Origin of the sequence: Companilactobacillus sp. (genome assembly GCF_022484265.1) — a bacterium.
Classification (GTDB): Bacteria; Bacillota; Bacilli; order Lactobacillales; family Lactobacillaceae; genus Companilactobacillus.
In genome coordinates this window covers 1,981,116-2,005,065 of the sequence record NZ_JAKVLR010000001.1, presented here as the reverse complement: position 1 = coordinate 2,005,065, position 23,950 = coordinate 1,981,116, and the positions used below count along the sequence as shown (strand labels likewise).

Below are 23,950 nucleotides of genomic sequence, written 5' to 3'. Positions count from 1 at the left end.
ATTCTTGAAGTATACATATTCTTAACTTTAAGTTCTGATATAATTATTATTAAAATTATATTTTGAGGGGAATATATCATATTATGAAATTTGGAAAAATAGCATTACTAGCACTATCAGCTTCAGCAATTTTGGGAGTGTCTTCAGTTGTTAGTCCAGTTGGATCATTAGGGGGAACACAAGAAGTCCAGGCAGATTCTAATCTTGATATTAGTGCTTATCGCAAAAGTAATATCAACACGATTAATACAATCAGAACTAGCAACGGTCTTCCTGCATTCAATGAAAACTCAACATTGGACAGTTATGCTCAAGAAAGAGCTGAATATCTGGCCAATTTAGGTCACCTTGACCATCATGCCGGCAAAGATGAATCTCGAATTGTGCCTTACAATGCAGTTAGTTCTGAGAATTTAGCCATGCTTCCTATGGGCAATCGATCAAATAAAAGCGTACAGGCCATATCTAACGAAGCAGTCACTACTTGGTGGGAAGATACTGGTATTGCAAACTATGGTCATAGAAAAACCATTCTAGATGCATTTGTTGATTCCATTGGGGCAGGCGTCGCACAACAACCCGGTACAGAAAATTACGTTGTGGTTATTGAAACTGGAATCGATAAATCTAGTTTGGATGCATTAGTTGCACAAAACTCTGATTTTTACTATAAGCAATACGCTCCAGATTTTAATGGTGCTGGATTAGGTTCATATGCCAAATATTCTTGGGATGAAAAATCAGGATTAGCTGATGTCAATGTTCCTGATTCCAATACCTCACACATATGGCTACTTGATATCGCAACGTTATCTGGTTACCACACCTTAGATGTTGTATCAAACAATCAAGCTCTTTATAGTCAAACAGGTAAAGTTTCAAATCGTATGCTCGGAAGCAATACTAGCTGGTACACTGACAAAGTTGCCATCGATCCTCAAGGGAACCAATACTTTAGAGTTTCTACTGATGAATGGGTAAAACGTACTTCAGACATAGCTTTCCATTAAATCATCGTCCTTCGGGACGATTTTTTTATGCTATTTGATAAAGACACCATACCATCGAGGGCGTTAGTCTCTTGATGATTTTTTCATTGCTATTTAGCGTGACATTCTTTTCATTCGTCAAGACGTATTCTGCATCGTTCGCCAAATATCGTTGATACGCATCGTATTTGCTTGGTGCTGTCATGACTTCAATTCCGTTGCCGACAGTTTGTTCTAGAAGTTGTTTGGTGGCTGCATGCGTGTAGCCGATGCCGTTGTCGACATCAGTATTCTTAACTACCACTAATGGATCTAGATTTGTCATGAAGCAATTCTCCAACTCCATTTGATCGAGTTTTTCATAATGAATATCGCCCCAACTTTCTTGAAGCTTGGGTGACTTGAATGCTGCTGGAATCAATAAATAATCGCGTGAATATGCGTTTAGATTAGTGAGAATATTTTCGAAACTTGGATGACCAATAATTTTCGCCTTACCTAGCAATTCTTCTTTATTGTACTGAGTTGCTGCCGCATAGCTATCTGTAGCACTTGGTCCTAATGTATGAATTTTCATGATATCCGCCTCTTCAATTAAATTAAGGAAAACAAAAAGCCAACTAGATTAGAAATCTAGCTGGCTTATTTAATTGACGAGTTTTCAATTAAAGGAATTATGCCAGTTAGACTTCACGTGTCTAGCTGGCCAAGACAAAGTTGACTTCGCTAACCTTAGACACGAACGTGTGGGACGTCCGCATCTAGGATCAATACGGACGCTACCTAAAGTTTGCAAAGCCGAAAAAGGCTTGAGATTTAGCTGGCGTATAATTATATGTCATTTGTCTTTTCCTTTCTTGAATAATTGTGAATATTAAAACATTATTATTTGATTAAATCAATGTTAATTTTTTAATCTTTGACAGATATTTCATCTTTCTTTTTCTGTATGTATTTCTTATATTCAAATATTGATGGATTATTTACAACAAATAATTGATTATCAAAAATATCTTCGTTACTTTTATCTGATAAATATCTGATTAACTTAGATTTGATTTCTCCCTCATTAACTAACATATCCATCAAATTTACATAACTAAAATCAGGAGAATAATTAGATACAATAAGTATATGTTTCTTATCCTCTATCATCCAATGGAGGATTTTTTCCCACCAAATTTTATCAGTTTCTCCTAGAGACATCCCAAATATATATATCACATCACTCCTATTAATTCCATTTTCAATTTTCTGAACAATGCCATTTCCAATATTTTCAACCGCCACTGGTTTTATTAATATTTTTTTAGCTAGCTCATCTAATTCTGAAATTTCAATCTGGCTTTCATCATTCACTCCAATAAGCGGATATAATTGAATCTCTCCGTGTGGATGAACCACACTTCCAATTTTAAATATCGTTTTCTTTTCATTAGCATTATCAACAACTGGAAAATCCGAAATATCATCAAATATTTTATCCAACAATGTTGTGAAGTTAAAATTGACAAAATTAACATTAGTTACATTTGAACTAAATATCAAATCATCAATTTTTTGGGATTGAATCGGTTTGAGATCTCTTGTGAAGTTCATCAAATCATCATTCCTTTTCTCAAGAAAATCATCACTTTCATGAAAGTTCACACTATCCTCACATTCAATCAAGTAATCATTTAAATTTGAAATTATCTCGTTGATATCTGTATTAAAATTTTTATTATTTTGTTCATATAATAATTTAAATTTGTCAGTTTTTGTAAATTCCCCCAAATTAATTTCAAAATCTGACCATTTTTCAACATCATTATCTATTATTTCATATAATTTGTTATCCGGATTGTGCTGAAATCCATTAAAAAAATCTACATATCTAGTTGGTAATCCATTTGCAATATCAAAACCATTACCAACAAGAAAAGTTAAATTCATCTAGTCTCCCCCGATTATCATGATAGGTCTATTTTTTATATCATTTATTTGAATAAATCAAAAAATTTAAGGTGTGTAAAATTTTCAGTTGTGATTTCAAAATTTATTCAAATAATATTAAACTAAAAAATTATGATTTTGTAAAAGCAGTATCCACAACAATGCAGTTATCTCACGATTAAATATTGTCAATTATTTAAAATTCGTTATATTTCTTATTATTCCCCTTACTCTTCTCCACCGGATACTTAGCGATATCCTTCTTAAGTTTGCTATCGATAATTTCATCTACATCAACTCCGAGGTTATCTGCCATCATGTAACTGTATACTAAGACATCTGCTAATTCTTCTTCCAGTCTTTCTTTTTTCTTGGCTACTACTTCATCAGATTTTTTCCATTGGAATAACTCTAGTAACTCTGATGCTTCGAGTGAGATTGAAATAGCTAGATCCTTTTCGTTATGAAATTTTCGCCAATCTCGATCATCTCTGAATTTGTTGATCTTTTGCATGGTAGTTTTTTCAGTCATTAGTTTATATCCCCTTTTTGTGCTTTTAGTAAGGCGTCTTGCAATTGTTCATCAACCGCATAAACGTATAATCCATTGACACCTCTGGTGATTAAGACATTTAACTCATTTTTTAAAAGGTCCTCTGAGGCATCGATTTTCTCGCCTTTGTAGGTCCTTTTTTGAATGGCTTTCTTGTTTTGACTAGCCGTTCTATCAAAAACAACTTTGCCATTTCGATATTTCACGGATGGTCCAATGATTACAGCAGCGTAATTCAAATCAAATCCCTGAATAGTAAAAGTTGACCCTACTTCATCTATTGTTTGTTGCTGTTCAGCCCACGATAAATTCTTGTAGTTGATTTTACGATCTCGTATCCTTGGCAACTGCAAGTTCCATGGCATTGAAAAATCTCCAATAGTCACGTTCCAATATTGACTATCATCTGGTTTCTTGGCGTCTACATATGGCCAATCAAAAGTTGCCAACATCCTGGAGATACCATTTTCGACATCTTTAGATTTTTCCTTGATGGCTTCATACATGTTCTCTGGATTATCAAACACCTTAAGTTCGTACTTATCATCCCTAGGAATATTAGTCACGACTTGGTTATCGATAAGATTTCGAATCCAATTGACTGTATCAGAGTTGGCATTAATCCTCATTTGATTGTGTAGCTTGATGTAATTTCCCTCAATCTGCGTACCTAGAACTAATTTATGCATGTCTTCTGAATCCATGTATTGTTCACGCGACAAAATTTGACGTTCATCAAACACGGCGACAACAACTTTGGCACGATTCAAGATATCCTGCAATTGATTTTTTCCTCGATAAGACTGCTTTCCTTGTGTCCACAACAGATGCGCCTCATCGATTAAAACCACATCGGCTTTTTCATCTTCAGTATGATCATTGATAAATTTTGTGGGTTTCGAGACTACCGTTCCATCGCCTTTTAAATCTAATTTTTCGGCAATTTGTTGATACACCTTCAATTGTTGGTCATGATTAACTAACAGATAATTATTCGACCCTTCAAGGATCTTGTTATCATCAGTTTGAGAGGACTTAGCCAATTCAAAAAATAGGCTACTCAATAATACGGTTTTCCCGGTTCCTGCACTCCCATTGATCAAAATCAGTTGTCCTGACTTGTCACGGTTCAATGCTTCTTCAATTTTCATCAAGATCTCATCTTTTGCACGTAGCTGCTCGACTGTCAGCTTATGAAATGGCGAGGCTTTAAAAATTGCGGAATCCTGAATAACTCGTTCCAATGGAAAAAGTTCTTTGTTATCATTACGCAATTTTTTCCAAATCTTACTGAAGATGGCATTCAATTCATCTTCGGTATAATAGCTGTTCTGCGGATTGGTCCTGCCATTATCCAACTTAACGGAATCGATGCTAGACATGTAATGGATCAACTTATTTTCTATGTCTAAGGTCAATGATTTATTAAAGTGATCATGTCCAATAATGTACATTTCGGAAGTTTTAGATTTGTCTATTTTCTCCCAAAATTTTTGAGAAGCCGTATCATTATCCGTTCCAGCACCGACATCGTTTTTCAGATGCTCCAATGACCTTCGCTTAATATCAGTAGTTTCACCAACATATACTGAATAAGCATTGTGAGACGATTTATCTTCAACAATATACACAGTTGGATAATTCAGAATCAGATCATTCTGTCCAAAATCAGCAAATTGTTGGTCCATCTCTTCAATCGACTTCTTGCCATATTCGATTTTTTTGACTATTGGTGCGGATATTTTTTCCAATTTTATTGTCTCCAAGCGGTTGTATTCATATTTAATGATACAGGTTCAAATGTGCTAATAAAAGCGTGGTTTATTTATATTTCAGACACATTTATTTATTATCCAGAGAACAAAAAATCACACCCTTGAGATGTGATTTCATTGACTAACTGTTATCAACTGTAATCAATAAGCTATATATAAATCATTGTAAAAATATAAGACTATGGCCACGTTTCATTCATCGATTAACATCATTGATTGCCCTCACTAAATTAAATTGATGGAAAACAATATTTTAAAACGAGTTGAATACCATTATTTACAGCATTTTATAGGAATTACATTATTTAACATTAATATTTTGCGTTCTTAATATTAAATCTTGGTAAATAACCCGTCTAGTTCCATTAGATTCATTGGTGAATAGGTCTATTTCCACCCAATCATTAATATCACTAATAGCCTTTCCATCAAGTTTTCTTGATTGAGAAAGAACTATGTATCCAATTACATTGGTAATGTAATCCATTCTATCGATATCCATTTGTTTGAACTCTTTGTAATATCTTATCGACTCTCTTAATGCTTCAAGAGTAATTGTGAATATGTATCTTATTTGCTTTTCACTGAGTTGTGCAATTTGTTTTGGTTTCGTGTCTGATGGCAAAGGTGACATATTTAATACATGTGTTTTTGCATTAGTAACTTTCTCAAAAGCCGCATTTAATGATGCCAGTGGAATCGATACTTCAGTTGACTTTTTTGGATATAAATCAATCAATCCCTCGTCTTTAATAATAGAAGTATATTTATTTGCATACTCCGTGTAAAAGTCAATTCCTTTATTTTGTAATCGACTTAGAAAGACCATGTCCTTAGTAACCGAACTACCTGCTAAATTCAAGATATTAAACCATTCTTCTTGTTCTTTAACATTCATGTTTAATGCTCGATTAATTGAATAGTAGTATTTTTGCCATTTTGTTCTTACCTTATCTAAAGCACTTGCAACATACAGTAAATCCTTTCCGGAGTATTTCATATTTTTTTCAACATATTCGTATATATTATCTTCCTTGTTATAGAGAACAGTAACTGGAATCTGGTATGGCTTGACATCATTTTTATCCACTTCAAGGAATTTGGCTTTATTAATATCTAAAACAATACCGCCTAAACTAACATCACCGATATATGCCAAATAATTTGTCGTCAGACGTTGCTGACCATCTGTAACCGAGTCTTTACCAACAATATTTTTATAGTCATCAATTTGTTTTCTTGAATAGAACTGTACTTGCCGGACGTTATCTTGTTTAAAATTATGATCAATTCTATTTACAGAAATTGCTGATACTGGAGCTTTCCCAGAAAATTGATATTGAAATAACGCAACCTGTTTTTCTGCGGTCCAGCGTACAAACGTTTGATAAATAGGCAAAAGATATTGTTGGCTTTCAATGTCTTTGCACATTTGTAATATTGACGCTGTTTCAGTATTTTTCGTTGGATCAATATTAATTGTATTTAAAATTTTTTCAAATTGCTTGGTACTCATATAAAATCCCCTAATATAATGTTGCTGCAAGATTTTTCTAATAATTAGCATTCGCATCATCTTATGCAGCACATTTATTATATTGCATCAAATTCACATAATAGTCAATATTTAGTTATATATTTTCAAAAAAATATGTGCTGCTAAAAATAGCAGCACACCTTTTTTGTGACATTAACTGACATTTAATATTTTAAATTTAATTACCAACCTAGAATTTAACTAAAATACGTATAAATAATCAATCAACTATATCCTCCACCGAATTCAACCAACTACTCCTCTTCTTATCTGACACCATCTTCACCATGTTAAAGCTTCTCCACTTAACATGCTTGAATCCACCTTTTTTGAAGGTTCCGTTGATCAACGCCTTCTTAACGGCATTTCCGTATCTAAACTTATACAGCAGCTTCGGTGTATTCATGGTTGTGATCACGGTGGTCGACTTCAAATTTGGCAAACTTGAGATCATCCCTAATCCGGACTTGGTATATTCATAAGTTTGGCCTGGAAAAATAACTTTATCGATAAAGCCTTTCATCATTGCTGGCATTAGTTCCCACCAGATTGGGAATACCAGTATCAGATGATCGGCTTTTTTTAATTTGTCGGCGTATTCGATGGCTTGGTCATCGACTGCTTGATGCTTAACGAATCCTAATAGGTCACGTCCGGACATGACTGGATTGAAGTTGTCCTTGTATAGATCAATGACGTCCAATTGCTTGCCGGCGTTCTTTGCTCCGAGTTCTAGATGCTGTAAAATTGCGTGACAAAAGCTGCCTTCATATGGATGACAGTAAACTACTAATTTATTCATAACGTGCCTCCTAAAACACTTGATGAATACAGCATAGTTTCACGTTCAAAATCCCTCATTAACAATTGTTAATTTACTTAGCTTTGTTTCTGATCCGACTGAGCGAAACCGGCGTAATACCAAGGTATGAGGCAATATAATATTGCGGCACTCTTTTTAAAATTTCTGGTTCAGTTTCGACTAATTCTTCATAGCGGTCCTGCGGATTCTCCTTGATCCGCGACAGGAAATAATGCGTATAATCGATAAATCTTTTACAGATCGTCTGGGTAAAAAATTGTCTGACATCTTCATGCGAATCCAGTATCTCTTCAAATGATTTCTTGGATAAAACTTGAACAGTCGTATCTTCTAAGCTTTCAATCGAAAAATTACTTGGCTGGTTCAAATACAAGCTTTCAAATGACGACACCATCTGATTCTCGAAGAAAAATTGAAAGGTAATGTCTCGACCATCGTCGTTGTTCCAAAGTCGTAGCAAGCCTTGTTCAACGATATAAACATTTTCTGCAACATCTCCTTGATACAACAAAGTCGTCTTAGCAGGCACCGTCTTTGTCGTCAAATGTTGCTTTAAATCGCTGATATCAAAATTTTTAAAATGAAATTTATTCACGTCTATTTTTTCCATGATTTCCCCCGTACTATCCCCGATAAGATGCCAATCGCCAATTCAAATTGCGTTTTGTTCAAATATGCAAACGAGATCCGTAATGACCGATTCTGTTTAAAGCCATAAATGTCGCCGGGATTTAGCAAGACATGTTTTTTCACAGCAACTTTAAATAGTTTTTCCACGTTGATCTTGTCGTTAAAGGTCAGCCAAATGTAGAATCCACCTGCAGGCTTTTTCCAGGTCGCAATATCCTTAAAATGTTCATCTAACACACGTAATGCATTGTCGCGACGACTCTTCAGTTCTTCTTTTAAACTAGCTAAATTTTCGTCATAGGCACCGCTATTTAAAAATTCGGTCAGTGCCCACTGCGACAATGAGCTAGCACCATAATCCATTTGCATTTTAACGTCCCCCAAACGTTGGACAATCGGTTCTGGAGCAATCAACCAACCTAGACGCAAGCCAGGAGCCAATGTCTTTGAAGCACTGCCTAAATAAATCACCATGCCATTGTCGTCGATAGCCTGTAGCGGCATGGGTGTCTCTTGATCATAGATCAACTCTTGATAAGCACCGTCCTCAATGACTGGCAGACCATTCTTGTCACAGAAGTCTAACAAGTCATGACGTCTTTTCTCGGACATCGTTATCCCAGTAGGATTTTGATTCGTTGGAATAGTGTAAAGAATGCTATTCTCACGCTTTTTAACTGGAATCTTCCAATACTGCAATCCCTCGTCATCCATTGGTACGCCTGACAAATACATTCCCGTTGACTGAAACATCTGCAAGGATTTCAAATAACTCTGTTCCTCGGTGAACACCGTTGTCCCCTGTTGCAACAAGCTTGACGAAATCAGTTGCAGTGCTTGCAATGCACCAGAAGTGATCAAAATCTGGTTAGGAGAAACGTCCATTCCTTGTCTCTGAAGATGTTTCGACAACGCTTGACGCAACTCCAATAACCCTAACGGTTCAAGGTATCCGAGTGAATCAATTTTTGAACCAACTGATTGTAGGACTTTCTTCCACTGCTTTTTATCAAAAAGATGGTGGTCCAGTTCGCCCGTTCCCAGTCGTAAAATGTCTGGGGCAAATTCCATGTTGTTGATAGTTTGAACAACCCGATTGTTAGCTTCAAAAAAACCGTTTGAAATAAATCGATTCCAGTCTTGCGTCACCGGCAACATCAACGACCAAGTATTGCTGATAACCTGAGTTCCAGCTCCGTGTTTTCCCGCAATAATGCTGTATGAAGTCAGTTCCTCAATTGCTGAAGTGATCGTACTGCGATTGACCTCAAACTGCTCAGCCATTGCCCGTTGTGAAGGCAAGCGTGTGCCAATCGGCCATTCTCCCTGACCGATTTTTTGACTAATATATTCGACTATTTGTTTGTATACCGGTATCTGACTTGATTTGTCAGGCTTCCAATCAATTTGAATATTCATAGTAACTCCTAATTTGGTTGGTCAATAATTTGTCACTTGGTTGGTTACAAGTGAACTCATACTCTCTATAATCACCATATTAATACAAATTTGGTTGGTATGAGGTAGGATTATGAATTTTCTTTTACAAGGATTAACTATGGGATTAGCATACGTTGCGCCCATCGGATTACAAAATTTATTCGTCATCAATTCATCACTGGAGCACACAAAAAGACGGGCATTTCTGACCGCCTTAATCGTAATACTTTTTGACATCGCATTATCACTAAGCTGTTTCTTTGGAATCGGTGCCTTGATGCACAAGTTCCAGTGGCTACAAATGGGCATGCTATTCTTCGGAAGCCTGATCGTCATGTACATCGGAGTCGGACTACTAAGGGCAAAGCCTGACGACACCGAAACTAAATCAGAAGTCCCAACCACACTTTGGAAAACCATCACCACAGCCTTCGTCGTAACTTGGTGCAACCCTCAAGCAATCATGGATGGAACTATGATGTTAGCAGCATTCAACGTCTCCAATCCAGCCAGTGGAGCCACTCCATTCATCTCAGGAGTAGCCATGGCATCAGTGATCTGGTTTAGTACACTAACATTGATTATTTCGTCGTTTAAGAACTTGTTTAATGAAAAAACCTTACGATGGATTAATGTTGTTTGTGGGATCGTAATCATGTTGTATGGAATAAAATTACTAATTACATTTCTTACGAAAATTATGTGATTTATTTTTGAAATTATAAATTATTTTCCGAATGTATCGTAATTCTTATCTTCAATATATCCGGGTTTTCTTCTGATATACTGATCCTATTGAGACATCTTTTATAGGAGTGAGAAATATGAGTGAGATTCAAGTCGTTGGTGCAATTATTATCAAGAACAACAAGTTACTTGCTGCCAAACGGGCATCCAATCGCGTCTTAGGGGAGAACTGGGAATTCCCTGGTGGCAAAATTGAACCTATGGAGACACCAGAACAAGCCATGGCTCGAGAACTTAAAGAAGAATTTGGTGCCAAAGCAACAGTATTTGGCAAATTTTCCATTGATGGTGATGCAGAATTAAAGTTTGGTAAGGTGATTCTTCATTGTTATTACGTACGATTAGAAAGTAACATTACCAAAACAATTGCACACGATGAACTACGATGGGTAACACCAGAAGAGTCTCTAAAATTAACTTGGGCTCCAAGTGACGTTGCAGTCATTAAAGCTTTAGCAGAAACAGGATTTAACTATGACTATTAATGACGAAATAATTAACGGCGTAAATTTTGGTTTTGTTGACAATTCAACTCAAGCTTTAGATCGATATCAACCAGCTTTAGTAACCAATCATAATGGAACTGTTTTAGATACATTAGAAGATGAATTACGTAGCGCAAATTCATTCACGATTGCTGTCGCTTTTGTCACGCTTGGTGGACTATTGGACCTAAAGAGTACACTTGCTGATATTGCAAATCATGGTGTATCAGGAAGACTTATTACCTCAACCTATTTGAGTTTTAATCACCCAGATGTATTTGACGATTTGTTACAAATACCAAATCTAGATGTACGGGTTCTTCATCAAGATGGTTTCCATACAAAAGCATATTATTTCAATCATGATGATTACGAAAGCATTTTGATAGGTAGCGCAAATCTGACACAGAATGCTTTAAAGAAGAATTTTGAATGGAATCTTCGCGTAACATCAACAGAACGCGGAGATATTGTTAATAGTGTCAAAAGTGAACTGGATAGTTTATGGACTGAAGCCACTCCACTTACTCCAATGTGGGTGGAAAATTATCGTATTAAATGGCAACCCGTAGTTTACCCAAGTCCAGAACTTAAATCCAAAATTGCTGAACCGCGTCAAATTGTTCCCAACAAAATGCAAATACCCGCTCTAGAAGCATTAAACGATCTCCGTAATGTTAAACATGCAGACAAGGGATTGATAGTTGCTGCTACCGGAACTGGTAAAACATATTTAGCAGCATTTGATGTTCAACAAGTAAATCCCAAACGAGTATTGTTTGTAGTACATCGGGAACAGATTTTACGAAAGGCAAAAGACAGCTTTCAAGAGATCTTAGGAGGACCTGACAGCGATTATGGAATTCTAAGTGGTAATCATAAAAATTTTAATGCTCGCTATATTTTTGCAACAGTTAATATGGTGTCCAAATCATCAATTCAAGAACGATTTGGTTCAACTGCATTTGATTACATCATCATTGATGAAGCACATCGGGTTGGACAAAATCAAGGTGGAGAAACTCAATCAATGTATCAAAAATTATTGAATTTCTATAAACCAAATTTCCTGTTAGGAATGACAGCAACTCCTGAACGTACTGATGGAACAAACGTATATGAATATTTCGGTTACAACCTCGCTTACGAAATTTCACTGTTGGATTCACTTGATCACGATTTACTTGCACCCTTTCATTACATCGGCGTAACTGATTATGAAAAGGATGGTGAAGTAATTGATGATAAAACCAGCCTACAACATCTCGTTTCTGACGAGCGTGTCGATTACATTATTTCTAAAACCAACTACTATGGTCCAAGAAACAAGAATGTTCATGGTCTCATATTTGTTAGTAGAGTATCCGAAGGACAAGAGTTAGAAACAAAACTCAACCAAAGAGGAATTAATGCTAGATTTGTCTCTGCGGCAGATAAAGTTGAAGATCGTGAAACAGCAGTCAAAGAATTAGAAAATGGTGCGTTATCATATATCATCACGGTTGATATTTTCAACGAAGGTGTTGATATTCCTTGTCTCAATCAAATAGTCATGATGAGACCAACCAAGTCAAGCATCATCTTTTTACAACAATTAGGTCGAGGTTTGCGAAAGTACAAGGATAAAGAATCTGTCACTATTTTAGATTTTATTGGTAATTATGATGAAAACTATATGATTCCAATGGCTTTTGATCGTTCTAACACTAGTAATAAGGAAAAAATACGCAAACAAATTATTAGTCCCAGTATTTCAGGCGTTTCAACCATTAACTTTGAAGAAGTTGCCCGTAATCGTGTGCTAAAAGCAGTCTCCAAAGCTCGACTAAATGACATGAAGCGATTCAAAACTGCCTATCAGAACCTAAAAGATAAAAATGGTCGTGAAATACCGATGCTTGTCGATTTCGAAAAAATGGGTAACATCGACGTGTCCGACATTGTCCATAAATTCAAAACTATTTATGATATGCAAACTAAATTCGAGGACAATCCATTACCGCAATTCAACAAAGTTCAGTACTCATTTCTAGATTTTATTTCAAGAGAAATAGTTGTTTCAAAACGACCAATTGAAGCTTGGATCCTAAAACAATTATTTAATAACAATACTTTAAATGACAAAACTATATTGTCAGATCTCAAATCTCAAAATATTTTTTGTGACAAAGAATCATTGGACAATGCAGCTGCCATACTTGATTTGTCTTACTTCATGAATAAAAATCGTGAGAAGTATGGAGATAATCCATTAGTTCAACGAACAGACAAAGAATGGAAGTTAACAACTATTTTCCAATCTGAATTGCAATCACCAGACTTTCACAGATATGTCGATGACGCAATTGACGCCAACTTATGGCAATTACATGAATCACCAGCATCATATGATGATCGTTTTATTATCGGCCAGAAATATTATCGTGCTGATGTTATTAAGCTTTTAAACTGGAAAAAAGAACAAAATGCTCAAAACGTTGGTGGTTACATCATGCGTCCAGATGCAAAATTTCTCCCAGTTTTTATAGCCTTGGAAAAAACCGAGAAATTTCAGAACAAAATGGCTTATGAAGATGAATTCCTCGATCGTTCCACAATGAAATGGTTCTCCAAAAGTGGGCGATCAACTTCAAGCAACACTGAGCGTCAAGTTATTGATCACAAAGGATTCGGTATGATTCAATTATTCGTTAAGAAGTCAGACGACGATAAGCGTGAGGGTAATGATTTCTATTACTTAGGATCCGCAAAGGTTTTGAAAGCTGATGATACAATTGAAGAAAACGCTGACGGGAAAAAGATTAAGTTAATTCGCTTCATCATCCGTTTAGAACATGAAGTCGATTTAAGTTTATATAGAGCACTGGTAGAAAACTAATTACTGCTAAATGTTAGAAGAACAGCATTATGTTGTTCTTCATTTTTTTGCCTTAATCCCCCGACTAAGGGCAATTCAATAAACGTGGGAATTATGCTAAGCTTTATAAAAACCATAAGGGAGCTCTACAATGAAATACCCTATTATCCTATTCGACTTAGACAGCACTCTTTTAGACACTGAAAAAAATGCTGAGAAGGCTTTGCATGAGATGTCGATTGCTTCTTCTTTTGCTTTTGATGACTCACAAATTGCTTATTGGCATGTTTTGAACAATAACTTGTGGCAACAATTTGAAGACAAGCAGATCACTCGTCAAGAGTTGCTTGATCAACGTTTTGCTCGCTACTTTGAACATTTTGGAATTGACGTTGATACTAGCGACTTCCAAGATGAGTACATTCAACTTTTTGCAAATGAACATGAACTGATTCCTCATGCTAAAGAATTATTGGCCGACTTAGATTCCGATCATCGTATGTTTGTGATTTCAAACGGTACTAAATTTAAGCAACACGCCCAAATTTCTGGTGCTGGTATTGGCGACTACTTTGAAAAAGTTATCTTATCTGAAGATATTGGTTTCCAAAAGCCTGACATTCGTTTCTTTGAAGAGATGGAGAAACAAATACCAAATGCTAACAGATCAGACATGTTGATTGTCGGTGACTCTTTGACAGCTGATATAGCCGGCGCCGTTGAAGCTAATATCGACAGTGTTTGGTTCAATCCTCAAAACTCACAAAATAAGACTAATTTTGAACCAACTTATGAAGTTGATAATCTACTAAAAATCGAATCGATTTTGAACAAATAGAAGCAGCATCTTCTCATTTAATTGAGGAGATGCTGCTTTTCGATTTAATCTTTCAAATTAAAAAAAGAATTGTACAATTATACTCAATTACATCAAAAGAGGATTCATTATGAAAATTACTACCTACAAATCTAATCCGAAGACTACGGCGGAAATCGTTGATCTAGTTAACTTTTGTCAAAATATTGAAGCCGGGCTTGGTATCACAATGGCTGAGCAATACGATTTGTTTGAGATTGAAAATCATTATCAAAAAATTGGTGGACAATTTTGGACAGCCATCGAAGACGATAAAGTTGTCGGGACGATTTCTTTGTTGCCGTTGAATTCTGACACAGCAGTCTTGAAGAAGTTTTTCACCTACCCTGATTTCCGTGGAGAACCTGAGTATTTAGGAAAAAAACTCTATGAAGAATTCATTGAATTTGCTAAAGAACATAACTTTAAAACCATCGTATTGGATTCGCCAGGCAGCCAAAAACGTGCTCATCATTTTTATCGCAATCAAGGTTTTAAAGAAGTTACAGAAGACGAATTAACTGTGAGTTGGTCATATCCGCATAGCAATTCCAAGTTTTTCCAACTAGATCTAAAATAATTAACTGTACTCAAAAAGCCCATCTTTCGATGAGCTTTTCTTTGACTAATATACGATTGTCCCATCTGCATGTACATATAAGGTATGTCCTGCTTTGACGAGTCCATTTTGACTATCTTTTGAGGCTACGAATGTCCAATAATCTTTGTTCTTATTGTAGTTGATTGCTTCCCAACCTTCGTCGCCATACTTGTTAGTTAAGAAATCTCTAGCTTGTCCAGAGTTCTTAAGATCAGTCTTTTTAACTGTTGATTTGTGGGCCACAGTTGTCGTTGCGTATGCTTCTTTATTTCCGGCATTTGTATTGTTTACAGTAAATGCGAAAAGGAACATCGCTAAAACAACTACAACACCTGTTGCTAACTTCTTCAGTTGCATCATTTAGTGCCTCCAATTGTTTTCTGAAAATATAAATTAAATCATAGTTCTTTATTTTCAGAATGTAAAGCAATAATTACTGTAAACGCACCCACAAGCATTATATTATCAGTATTTGTTGAAACATCTTATACTTAATTTACTCACAAAAAATAGTAAGTGGTGATATTTATGGATAATGTTAAAAATAATCAACCAGAAACACTCAATGAAAGCCAAAACGAACTTTCTGAAATCAAAAAATTCATTCGAACTCAAGCTACTTTAGACGACTTGAATGAATTAGATGATCTAATCGCCGACAGAAGACGATTCTTCGTTGACTTTACATGTGGAAACCCAAATAAAAAGGATTGAGAAAAAATTTCTCGATCCTTTTTTCGTAATCTATTAATGTTCTGAAGCTCCAGAATTTGCATCTACATCTGGTGTTGGTTCTGGTGCTGGACTAGCATCTTCTGATGCACCTGCATTGGCATCTGTATCTGCTGCAGCACTGTCTGAACTTTGTGATGCTCCGGCGTTTGCGTCTACCTTAGCATTTGGATCTGCAACTAACTTTTTACCTGTTTGCTTGAGGTATGACTCAACGATTGGCCATAAGTCTAAAACCCATTCGTTAACGCCACGGTAGTTGCCTTGTTCGTCATGCATAGCTTTGTAGTAATGCATGATATGTTTAGTATCGTTATTTCCTGGAACTGGCATTGAAACTAGGTCAGTCTTGCCAGTACGTAAGGCGTGGATAACTCTCTTAACGTTAGGAATAGCACGTGGTGGGTGAACATCAGTCATCTTGTCACCAACTTGGTCTGGTGTACGTCCGGCTAACATGCTCTTGCCTTCGCCTGTCTTGTTGTAATAAATGAATTGGTTGTTGTCGTCAACGTAAGTTAATTCCATTGGCATTGTGCGTAAGAACCAGTTGATTTGATCGACTGTCAAAAGTCCACGATCAAGTTTAACGTAGCCCTTGCCGTCTGTAGCATTTGTCTTAACTGCTGCTTGTTCGACCCAATCTTTAGCGTTCATATCAACATTTGTAACGGTTGTGTCAACTGGATTGTTGGCATCAAGGTCTTCTTCTTCATAAGAACTGTCGTCTTGTTGGTCAACTTGGTTGATAACTTTAACGAACTTGATGAACTTGTTTAGTGTTCCATGAATAAAGTCGATCGTTCCTTGGTCTTTCAAGTTGCCCTTGTCATCAAAGGCTTCTTTAACATTGCCCAAAAGGACTTCGTTTCCTGGTAAACAAACAGCATTAACGCCAGGTGCTTCCAAGATTTGTCTGAGATGCAATTGTGCACGTGATGAACCTTGTGTATAGTAACTAGCACCAACGATCAAGACTGGTTTGCCATCTAGTGGATGAATGCTGAATGAAAGCCATTCAATCAAACTCTTCAAAGCAGCTGGAACTGTGTGGTTATGTTCTGGCGTAGCGATGATCACACCGTCAGCTTGTTTGATCTTGTTTGAGATGTATTGGATAGCATCCCCATCTGAGATGTCTTCATCTTGATTAAACATTGGGATATCGTTGATATCCAAAATTTCAACATCTACTTGGCTACTGAAATGTGTAGCAATAAATTTTAATAGCATACGGTTATATGATTGATCTGCATCGAACCTGCAATACCGACTAATTTCATATTTTATTTCTCCCTCTACTTATTATCTTCCCAATTGAAGTTTTCAGCTTTTTCCATGTTGGCTGCTGTAGCGTCACCCAATTGTTCTGAGATACCAACAAACTTTAAAAAGTCTTCAAACAATCCATCCAATTGTTTAAGCGTATCCTTGTCTTTCAAGTCGCCGTTGTCGTCAAAGGCTTGTAGCGAGTGACCTAATAAGAATTCTGAACTAGGCATGATACGTGCCTTAATCTCTGGTGAATCTAAGATCTGACGCAATTGTGCTTGAGCACGTGATGAGCCCAGTGAACCATATGATGCACCGGTGATCATAACTGGCTTGTCGACAAATGGATGTTGTCCATATGATAACCAAGCTAAGGCACTTGAAAGTGCGGCTGGGATCGAGTGATCGTATTCTGGAGTTCCGATGATAACACCGTCAGCTGCTTCAATTTTGTTAGCAACTTGAATGGCATATTCAGGAACAGTCTTTTCAGGACTCTTCTTAAAAATTGGCAAGTCCTTGATTTCGACTAATTCAATATCAGCCTCTTTACTAAAATGTTTTTGCATGAATTGTAATAATTTACGGTTAGTAGAATTTTTTGAGTTAGAACCAACTATGGCGATAAACTTCTTCATTAAGTTATCCATCCTTTCAATTAAACCTTTAATATTCCTATATTATATATTTTAAATATAATCTTGTGATAAATCAATCAAAGTTTTAAAACGTTTACATTTTTATTTAGCCAACGACCGAAAAAGTGTTTTTCAGACCACTGGTTGTTTTTACTTCTAGATCTCTGGTGATAAAAATTGCTTCGATCCCTGGCTCTGTTTCTAAGAGTGCCAAGCCCTTTTTCATCCCTTGATAAAAGCCAATCGTTGACCAGATCTCGCCATCGACTGAACGATCAGAAATGATCGTCACTGAAGCTAAATTGTTGTCGATCGGATAGCCGGTCAACGAATCGAACATGTGATGATACGAGTGTCCGTAAATGACTAGTTTCCGTTCATAAATTCCTGACGTTCCAATTGATTTGGCAGCTGTTTGCAATACTCCTAATGGGACGTTTCTTTTTTCGACTGGATTTTGGATGCCGATCCGCCACTGTGAATCTGGACGTAAACTCTTACCGACTAGCAAAATGTTTCCACCGAGATCGATGATGCCAGATTTAACGCCAGATTTTTCCCAAAGTTCTTTGATACGGTCGGCTATCCAGCCTTTAGCAATACCACCTAAGTCGATTTCCATGCCAGTTTTTTTCAAAAAAACTGACTGGTCGGAATCGTTTAATTCGATCTGAAACGGGTCGATCTCGGTCAAACGTTGTCTGATGTCGGAATCCGCTGGTTTATTAGCACCCTTGAAACCAATTTTCCACAGCTTGACCAGTGGACCGATCGCCACATTAAAGCCTAAATGTCTTTGACTAACAACGACGGCCTTTTTGATCAGGTCGTATGTGTCTTCTGGTACCGAAACTGCCTTGATTCCGGCATTGTGATTGACTGACATTACTTCTGATTCAGCTCGATTGACCGTCAACTTGTCCTCGTAGTGTTGGATCAATTGATAGGCTGAATCCAAGTCCTTCTCTGTTGCCGGCGGTGCGACTGACAGATTTATCACTGTACCTAAGGCATAATACTTTTTATTGATCATTCCCATTGGCAACTCTTCCCTCGTTTTTATTTATAAACTTTTCAATGCTAATCTAACACATATATTATCCTGCTGTTAGGGGCAATTTTGAACAGTTTTTCACAAGAAAATCCGCATTATTTATTCAAAAGAGTTATATTAATCAATAAGGTTAATTTTAAAGGAGTGAACATTATGTTTAAGAGCGTTAATTCAAACTGGGACGCAACTTATGATGTTGTCGTTTTAGGTTTCGGTGGTGCTGGTGCAACTGCAGCTCGTTTTGCAGCTGACAATGGATCCAAAGTATTGATCGTCGATTCCGCTCCTGAAGGACATGAAGGAGGAAATACTAGATACGCCGGTCAAGTTATCTCTACTGGTAGCAACTTGCAAGACTTGCGCGATTACTACGATGATCTAGCTGATCCGCTTCATTACGATAAAGATTTAATGGAAACATACGTGCAGGGTCTCTACGACATGCCAAACTTTTTGAAAAAATATTTAGGCGTTAAGCCTTTTGTGATGGCTGACCATCCTGATTCTGACGTCTCACAGGCTTTGTGGTTCATGCGCCACGAATACCCAGAATTACGTGGACAAGGAACGCATGACTTAGTCGCCGTTCACGAAGGTGTTGCTGATTCTGCTTTGTGGAAGAATCTACGTCAACAAGTGCTCGACCGTGCTGATTCGATCGACGTCTTGTACGAAACTCCGGCTGAACACATTTTCCAAGACCCATACATCAAGTCTGTCATTGGCGTTGAAATCAAACGTGATGGCAAACTGTTGAATGTTAAGGCTAATAACGGTGTCGTTATGGCAACTGGTGGATTTGAGAATAATCCCGAAATGGTCGAAAACTATTTAGGCGAGACTAGCTTGAATCCTATTGGTTCGCTCTACAACAAAGGTGCCGGCGTCAAAATGGCTGAAGATGTGGGTGCAAAGCTTTACAACATGGCAAACTACGAATCATATGGTATTTTCCATGGACTAACTCCAAAACCAGAAGCTGGTCAACGTTCCCAATTTTTGCCATTCGACTGGCCTGCCTTCCATCAAGGCAGCTTGATGGTCGTTGGCGACGATGGAACTCGTTACTTCGATGAAAATGAAATGCACCGTCACGGACACATTCAAAATCACGGCCAATGGCGGATCCCTAATGCCCAAATTCATCCTTACGTGATCTTCGACGAGAAGAAATACGATGAATTGGTCAATGACACCGAAGCTCCATATCCAGAATTTATGAAACAAGTTATCAAGGTCGATACTTTGAAGGCATTGTCGAAAGTCATGGGCGTTTCTAACAAAGTTTTGAAGAACACGATCAAAGACTTCAACCGCTTTGCTAAAAAAGGCTACGATGCTGCTTTCCATCGTGATGGCGATACTTTGACTCCATTCAACTCAGATGGTCCATACTACGCACTTCCAATGGTCCAAGGGCTCTTGAACACTCAAGGTGGTCCAGTCCACAATAAGAAGACTGAAGTCTTAGATCCAGATGGCAACGTCATCCCTCACCTATATGCTGTCGGCGAACTCGGCAGTTTGATGGGACGTAAATACAATGGCGGCAGCAACTTAGCTGAAGACTTAGTCTTTGGTAAGATTGCTGGTGAAGAAGCTGCCAAGGTCAAGGCTCAAGTCGTTGAACCAGCCAGTCAAACTGACGCTACTGCCAGTGCATCTAAATCAGCTGGCACAACTAATGCTGGAGGTCTTGGTTCAGATGCCGGCGATGAAAAATTCGAAACTGGCAAAAATCAATTTATCGGCAAGTCAACTGCAGGCATGGGCAACGAAGTCGTCGTTCGTGTCACAGTCGATGACGACCAAAACATCAAAAATGTTGAAGTCTTGAAGGAAAGTGAATCTGAAGATTATGGATTAAAAGCAATCAAAGAATTACCTAAAGAGATCGTGGCTAAAAACAGCGTCGATGTCGATTCAATTTCTGGTGCTTCCGCTTCAAGCAAGGCTGTTAAAGAGGCTGTTTCTAACGCTTTAAAACAAGCTAATGAAGTAACTGAATAGTAATTTATGAAATATCGTTAGGTCAAAATATCCTAACGATATTTTTGTTTTTTGTATGTTAAAATAAATATAGAAACAGTTAGGGGGCTAATCAGATGTCATTGGATAAACGAATTACTAAGACTAACGATGCTATATTAGATGCGTTTATTATCTTGGCGAGAACGCATCCCCTAAACAAAATAACGATCACAGCTTTAGCACAAGCGGCAGGTATCAGTCGCAAAACTTTTTACAATCGTTACTCAAGTATCGACCAGCTGATTTTTTCATTACGGAAATATATGGTCGAAAAATTCAAAGATGTTTTCATACCGCCTGTTGATGAAAATGGTGAACTGAACAACGATTACATCAAAGAGTTCCTGAATTTTGCACGCGACAATCATGAATTGATTAGCATCCTAAAGGATGACTCAGACGAATTTTTACACGTGGCGATTTCAGAACGTAAAACTGACTTCACCGAATTTCTGATCTCAACTGGGAAATTCGACAAAGATACTGCGATGACGATTGCACCATGGCTGATCACAGTATATTTCAAGGAATTAGAATACTTGATCAATCAATGGCTGTTTACCGACAATAATTTGTCGGATACGGATATGACGAACTTGATCATCTTTTTATTTAAATCATCGATCAAAGCAGAATAAATAAAAAAAGAGATAATGCCAAAACCCAGTATGGCATTATCTCTTTTTACGTGTATAGAAAGGATTGAACCTTCATCTATCCCATATTTGGTTACTCAATAAAACTGAACGTGAGTCCCAGACAATTCACGCAAAATTTCCAAAAAAAGTTTTATCTCATCGCAACAACTACTGGTAGTATACCGCTATGAGAGTCGCTATGTAACATTTTGGGAGATTTTTTTACAAATTTGTTTATTATTTATATAATTTTTCGATTATTTGTGGTTTGACCTAAATTAATTTTCAATTTATTGCTGTAAAACGTTAAAAATATCATTTATTGATCGATAATTCAGATGTACCAATTATATTTGAATCCCCCACTCTAATTCACGACAGCCATTTTAATATTATTAAAATTAATTTTTTCAAAGTTCATAATTATCAAATCAACCCCTATTAGAATAGCGTTTATCGATGATCTATTGTTTATGATTATTAGTTCATATTTGAATTTTTTTAATTTTAGGGTTTACAACTGCAAAAATAATGCTAGTATAAATTACATCAACAAGATAAAGACGTACGAAAGAGGAGTAAGTTTTCTCAATCTGACAGTGAATCGGGAATGGTGAGAACCCGAACAGAGCAGAGATTTCTGAATAACACTTTCTAAATGTTTCCAACTGAAATGATTTTTCAAATTAGGTTTGGACGTGTGACTGGGACGTTATCAGCCAGTGGAGTATGTTAGTACTCTTATTAAGGTGGCTTATTTTCGGATAAGCAAACTGGGTGGTACCGCGAAAAGTCTTTCGTCCCTTTTATTAGGGATGGAAGGCTTTTTTTATTACCTCCATTTCGATCGGATTTATCTAAAAAAATTTTTAAAGGAGAGTTATCATGCATATTATTAAACCGAAGGACTACGAACCAAAATTAACAACGAAACAAACACAAGCTGCAATTCGTTTCATTCGTGAAACATTCCAAGATGAATTCGGTAAAGAATTGAACCTTTCACGTATTTCTGCACCAATGTTTCTTGAAAAGGACACTGGTCTAAATGATAACCTTAACGGTGTTGAAAAACCTGTATCCTTTGAAATGAAAGACATGCCAGGTAAAACAATCGAAATCGTCCACTCACTTGCTAAGTGGAAACGCTGGGCTTTGAAACATTACGACTTCCAACTAGGCGAAGGTCTTTACACTAACATGAATGCCATCAGAAAAGACGAAGACCTCGACAACTTCCACTCAATCTACGTTGACCAATGGGACTGGGAAAAAGTTATCAAAAAAGAAGATCGTACAAAAGAAACGCTTGAAGCTACTGTTAAAGAAATTTTCAAAGTTATCAAGCATATGGAACACGAAGTTTGGTACAAGTTCCCCGAAGCAGTTCACCACTTACCTGATGAAATTCACTTCGTAACATCACAAGAACTTGAAGACAGATGGCCAGACAAGACACCTAGAGAACGTGAAAACGCCATTACTAAGGAACTCGGATGCGTCTTCATCGAACAAATCGGTGGTGCTCTAAAGAGTGGCAAGCCTCATGACTTACGTGCCCCTGATTACGATGACTGGAAACTAAACGGTGACATCATGTTCTGGTACGAACCATTGCAACAAGCTATCGAAATTTCTTCAATGGGTGTTCGTGTTGATGCTAAATCAATGGCAGAACAATTGAAGATCACAGGTGAAGAACAAAGACTAGAATTGCCATATCACAAGATGATCATGTCTGAAGAACTTCCATTCACTATCGGTGGTGGTATCGGTCAATCACGTCTATGTATGTTACTTCTTGGTAAAGCTCATGTCGGCGAAGTACAAGCCAGCGTTTGGCCAGAAGAATATATCAAAGATTGCGCTAAGTACAACATTCATATCCTATAATATTAGATACGCAAAAAGCCGTCGAAAATTCGACGGCTTTTTGTTTTGACCAATTACAAGTAAGGTAGCATATCTATTCGATCGTGTTACGGTTGTCCTTGCATTAAGTAATTAGGATTATTCATCCTAACACAATTAGTCAAAAATTCAGAGTGATTATATTTATATCCTTGCTGCATGAAACCTGGTCCTCGAAAAACATTTTGATCAGCGTTCGTGTCTACGTTGTTCATCATGTTATATCGAGGTTGCGAGTTAGCATTTATCCGATGATGCTGTCCGCGTCCATATCCTTGTCGAGCCATTGAACCATCGCACTGCCGCTCTGTTCCGTCCCAACAGGTTTGGGCTTCAGCAACTGCATTAAGTGTAAACAAACTATTCAACGACATTAGCGCCACAAAAAATAAACTATAAAAGAGTTTCTTCATCACAAAGCCCTCCTATAAGAATATTTATATGCT

Annotated in this window: 22 protein-coding genes and 1 pseudogene; 10 read left to right on the top strand and 13 right to left on the bottom strand. The window is 37.0% G+C overall.

Annotation, left to right across the window (positions count from 1 at the left end; translation table 11 throughout):
* Positions 1-83 precede the first annotated feature (83 nt).
* Positions 84-1,010, top strand: coding sequence for a CAP domain-containing protein (locus LKF16_RS09600; protein ID WP_291470903.1), 927 nt, complete (start codon positions 84-86; stop codon positions 1,008-1,010).
* 25 nt (positions 1,011-1,035) lie between these two features.
* Here LKF16_RS09600 and LKF16_RS09595 read toward each other — a convergent pair whose 3' ends face one another.
* The 8 genes from LKF16_RS09595 to LKF16_RS09560 form a co-directional block, all read right to left on the bottom strand.
* Complete coding sequence (locus LKF16_RS09595) at positions 1,036-1,566, bottom strand: amino acid biosynthesis protein (protein WP_291470901.1); 531 nt, start codon at positions 1,564-1,566, stop codon at positions 1,036-1,038.
* Positions 1,567-1,901: 335 nt separating this feature from the next.
* The gene (locus LKF16_RS09590; protein WP_291470899.1) at positions 1,902-2,924 is read right to left on the bottom strand and encodes an AbiH family protein; all 1,023 of its coding nucleotides are present in this window, start codon (positions 2,922-2,924) and stop codon (positions 1,902-1,904) included.
* A gap of 196 nt (positions 2,925-3,120) precedes the next feature.
* A complete protein-coding gene (locus tag LKF16_RS09585; RefSeq protein WP_291470897.1) occupies positions 3,121-3,456 on the bottom strand; it encodes a nucleotide pyrophosphohydrolase in 336 nt (111 codons plus the stop codon).
* Positions 3,456-5,228, bottom strand: a complete 1,773-nt coding sequence (locus LKF16_RS09580) for a DUF2075 domain-containing protein (RefSeq protein WP_291470895.1) — start codon at positions 5,226-5,228, stop codon at positions 3,456-3,458. Before LKF16_RS09580 ends, LKF16_RS09585 begins: the two co-directional genes overlap by 1 nt.
* 325 nt (positions 5,229-5,553) lie before the next feature.
* Positions 5,554-6,768: a hypothetical protein gene (locus LKF16_RS09575; RefSeq protein ID WP_291470893.1), complete on the bottom strand. Its 1,215-nt coding sequence runs from the start codon at positions 6,766-6,768 to the stop codon at positions 5,554-5,556.
* A gap of 241 nt (positions 6,769-7,009) precedes the next feature.
* On the bottom strand, positions 7,010-7,591 hold the full coding sequence (locus LKF16_RS09570) for an NAD(P)H-dependent oxidoreductase (RefSeq protein WP_291470891.1): 582 nt from the start codon (positions 7,589-7,591) through the stop codon (positions 7,010-7,012).
* Positions 7,592-7,664: 73 nt separating this feature from the next.
* Positions 7,665-8,222 (bottom strand): Crp/Fnr family transcriptional regulator, encoded by a 558-nt coding sequence (locus LKF16_RS09565; RefSeq protein WP_291470889.1) that lies wholly within the window; start codon positions 8,220-8,222, stop codon positions 7,665-7,667.
* Positions 8,210-9,661, bottom strand: coding sequence for an aminotransferase-like domain-containing protein (locus LKF16_RS09560; RefSeq protein WP_291470886.1), 1,452 nt, complete (start codon positions 9,659-9,661; stop codon positions 8,210-8,212). The genes LKF16_RS09565 and LKF16_RS09560 overlap by 13 nt, the downstream gene beginning before the upstream one ends.
* A gap of 112 nt (positions 9,662-9,773) precedes the next feature.
* On the opposite strand from LKF16_RS09560, the gene LKF16_RS09555 reads away from it, so the two are divergent.
* The 5 genes from LKF16_RS09555 (at position 9,774) to LKF16_RS09535 (ending at position 15,207) form a co-directional block, all read left to right on the top strand.
* On the top strand, positions 9,774-10,388 hold the full coding sequence (locus tag LKF16_RS09555; protein WP_291470884.1) for a LysE/ArgO family amino acid transporter: 615 nt from the start codon (positions 9,774-9,776) through the stop codon (positions 10,386-10,388).
* Positions 10,389-10,506: 118 nt separating this feature from the next.
* Positions 10,507-10,914 (top strand): (deoxy)nucleoside triphosphate pyrophosphohydrolase, encoded by a 408-nt coding sequence (locus tag LKF16_RS09550; RefSeq protein ID WP_291470882.1) that lies wholly within the window; start codon positions 10,507-10,509, stop codon positions 10,912-10,914.
* Complete coding sequence (locus LKF16_RS09545; RefSeq protein WP_291470880.1) at positions 10,904-13,792, top strand: DUF3427 domain-containing protein; 2,889 nt, start codon at positions 10,904-10,906, stop codon at positions 13,790-13,792. Before LKF16_RS09550 ends, LKF16_RS09545 begins: the two co-directional genes overlap by 11 nt.
* A 130-nt stretch (positions 13,793-13,922) precedes the next feature.
* Positions 13,923-14,609, top strand: a complete 687-nt coding sequence (locus LKF16_RS09540; protein ID WP_291470878.1) for a YjjG family noncanonical pyrimidine nucleotidase — start codon at positions 13,923-13,925, stop codon at positions 14,607-14,609.
* Positions 14,610-14,718: 109 nt separating this feature from the next.
* Positions 14,719-15,207 (top strand): GNAT family N-acetyltransferase, encoded by a 489-nt coding sequence (locus tag LKF16_RS09535; protein WP_291470875.1) that lies wholly within the window; start codon positions 14,719-14,721, stop codon positions 15,205-15,207.
* 45 nt (positions 15,208-15,252) lie between these two features.
* Here the strand turns inward: LKF16_RS09535 and LKF16_RS09530 are convergent, their stop codons facing one another.
* Positions 15,253-15,588, bottom strand: coding sequence for a hypothetical protein (locus LKF16_RS09530; RefSeq protein WP_291470874.1), 336 nt, complete (start codon positions 15,586-15,588; stop codon positions 15,253-15,255).
* Between the two features lie 168 nt (positions 15,589-15,756).
* On the opposite strand from LKF16_RS09530, the gene LKF16_RS09525 reads away from it, so the two are divergent.
* Positions 15,757-15,942, top strand: a complete 186-nt coding sequence (locus LKF16_RS09525; protein ID WP_291470872.1) for a hypothetical protein — start codon at positions 15,757-15,759, stop codon at positions 15,940-15,942.
* 33 nt (positions 15,943-15,975) lie between these two features.
* Here LKF16_RS09525 and LKF16_RS09520 read toward each other — a convergent pair.
* The 3 genes and pseudogenes from LKF16_RS09520 to LKF16_RS09510 form a co-directional block, all read right to left on the bottom strand.
* Positions 15,976-17,243, bottom strand: a pseudogene (locus LKF16_RS09520) (NAD(P)H-dependent oxidoreductase).
* Positions 17,244-17,258: 15 nt separating this feature from the next.
* Complete coding sequence (locus LKF16_RS09515; protein ID WP_291470870.1) at positions 17,259-17,870, bottom strand: NADPH-dependent FMN reductase; 612 nt, start codon at positions 17,868-17,870, stop codon at positions 17,259-17,261.
* Between the two features lie 106 nt (positions 17,871-17,976).
* Positions 17,977-18,909, bottom strand: coding sequence for an FAD:protein FMN transferase (locus tag LKF16_RS09510; protein WP_291470868.1), 933 nt, complete (start codon positions 18,907-18,909; stop codon positions 17,977-17,979).
* A 168-nt stretch (positions 18,910-19,077) separates the two neighbouring features.
* Between LKF16_RS09510 and LKF16_RS09505 the strand changes: the two genes are divergently transcribed.
* The 3 genes from LKF16_RS09505 (at position 19,078) to asnA (ending at position 23,486) form a co-directional block, all read left to right on the top strand.
* A complete protein-coding gene (locus tag LKF16_RS09505; protein ID WP_291470866.1) occupies positions 19,078-20,934 on the top strand; it encodes an FAD-binding protein in 1,857 nt (618 codons plus the stop codon).
* Between the two features lie 95 nt (positions 20,935-21,029).
* Positions 21,030-21,593: a TetR family transcriptional regulator gene (locus tag LKF16_RS09500; RefSeq protein ID WP_291470864.1), complete on the top strand. Its 564-nt coding sequence runs from the start codon at positions 21,030-21,032 to the stop codon at positions 21,591-21,593.
* An 885-nt stretch (positions 21,594-22,478) separates the two neighbouring features.
* Entirely contained in the window at positions 22,479-23,486 is a 1,008-nt protein-coding gene (gene asnA, locus LKF16_RS09495; RefSeq protein WP_291470862.1) for an aspartate--ammonia ligase, read from the top strand.
* Positions 23,487-23,572: 86 nt separating this feature from the next.
* On the opposite strand, the gene LKF16_RS09490 is transcribed toward asnA, so the two are convergent.
* Positions 23,573-23,917 carry a hypothetical protein gene (locus LKF16_RS09490; protein ID WP_291470860.1) on the bottom strand — a complete coding sequence of 115 codons (345 nt, stop codon included), beginning with the start codon at positions 23,915-23,917 and terminating at the stop codon, positions 23,573-23,575.
* Positions 23,918-23,950: the final 33 nt, after the last annotated feature.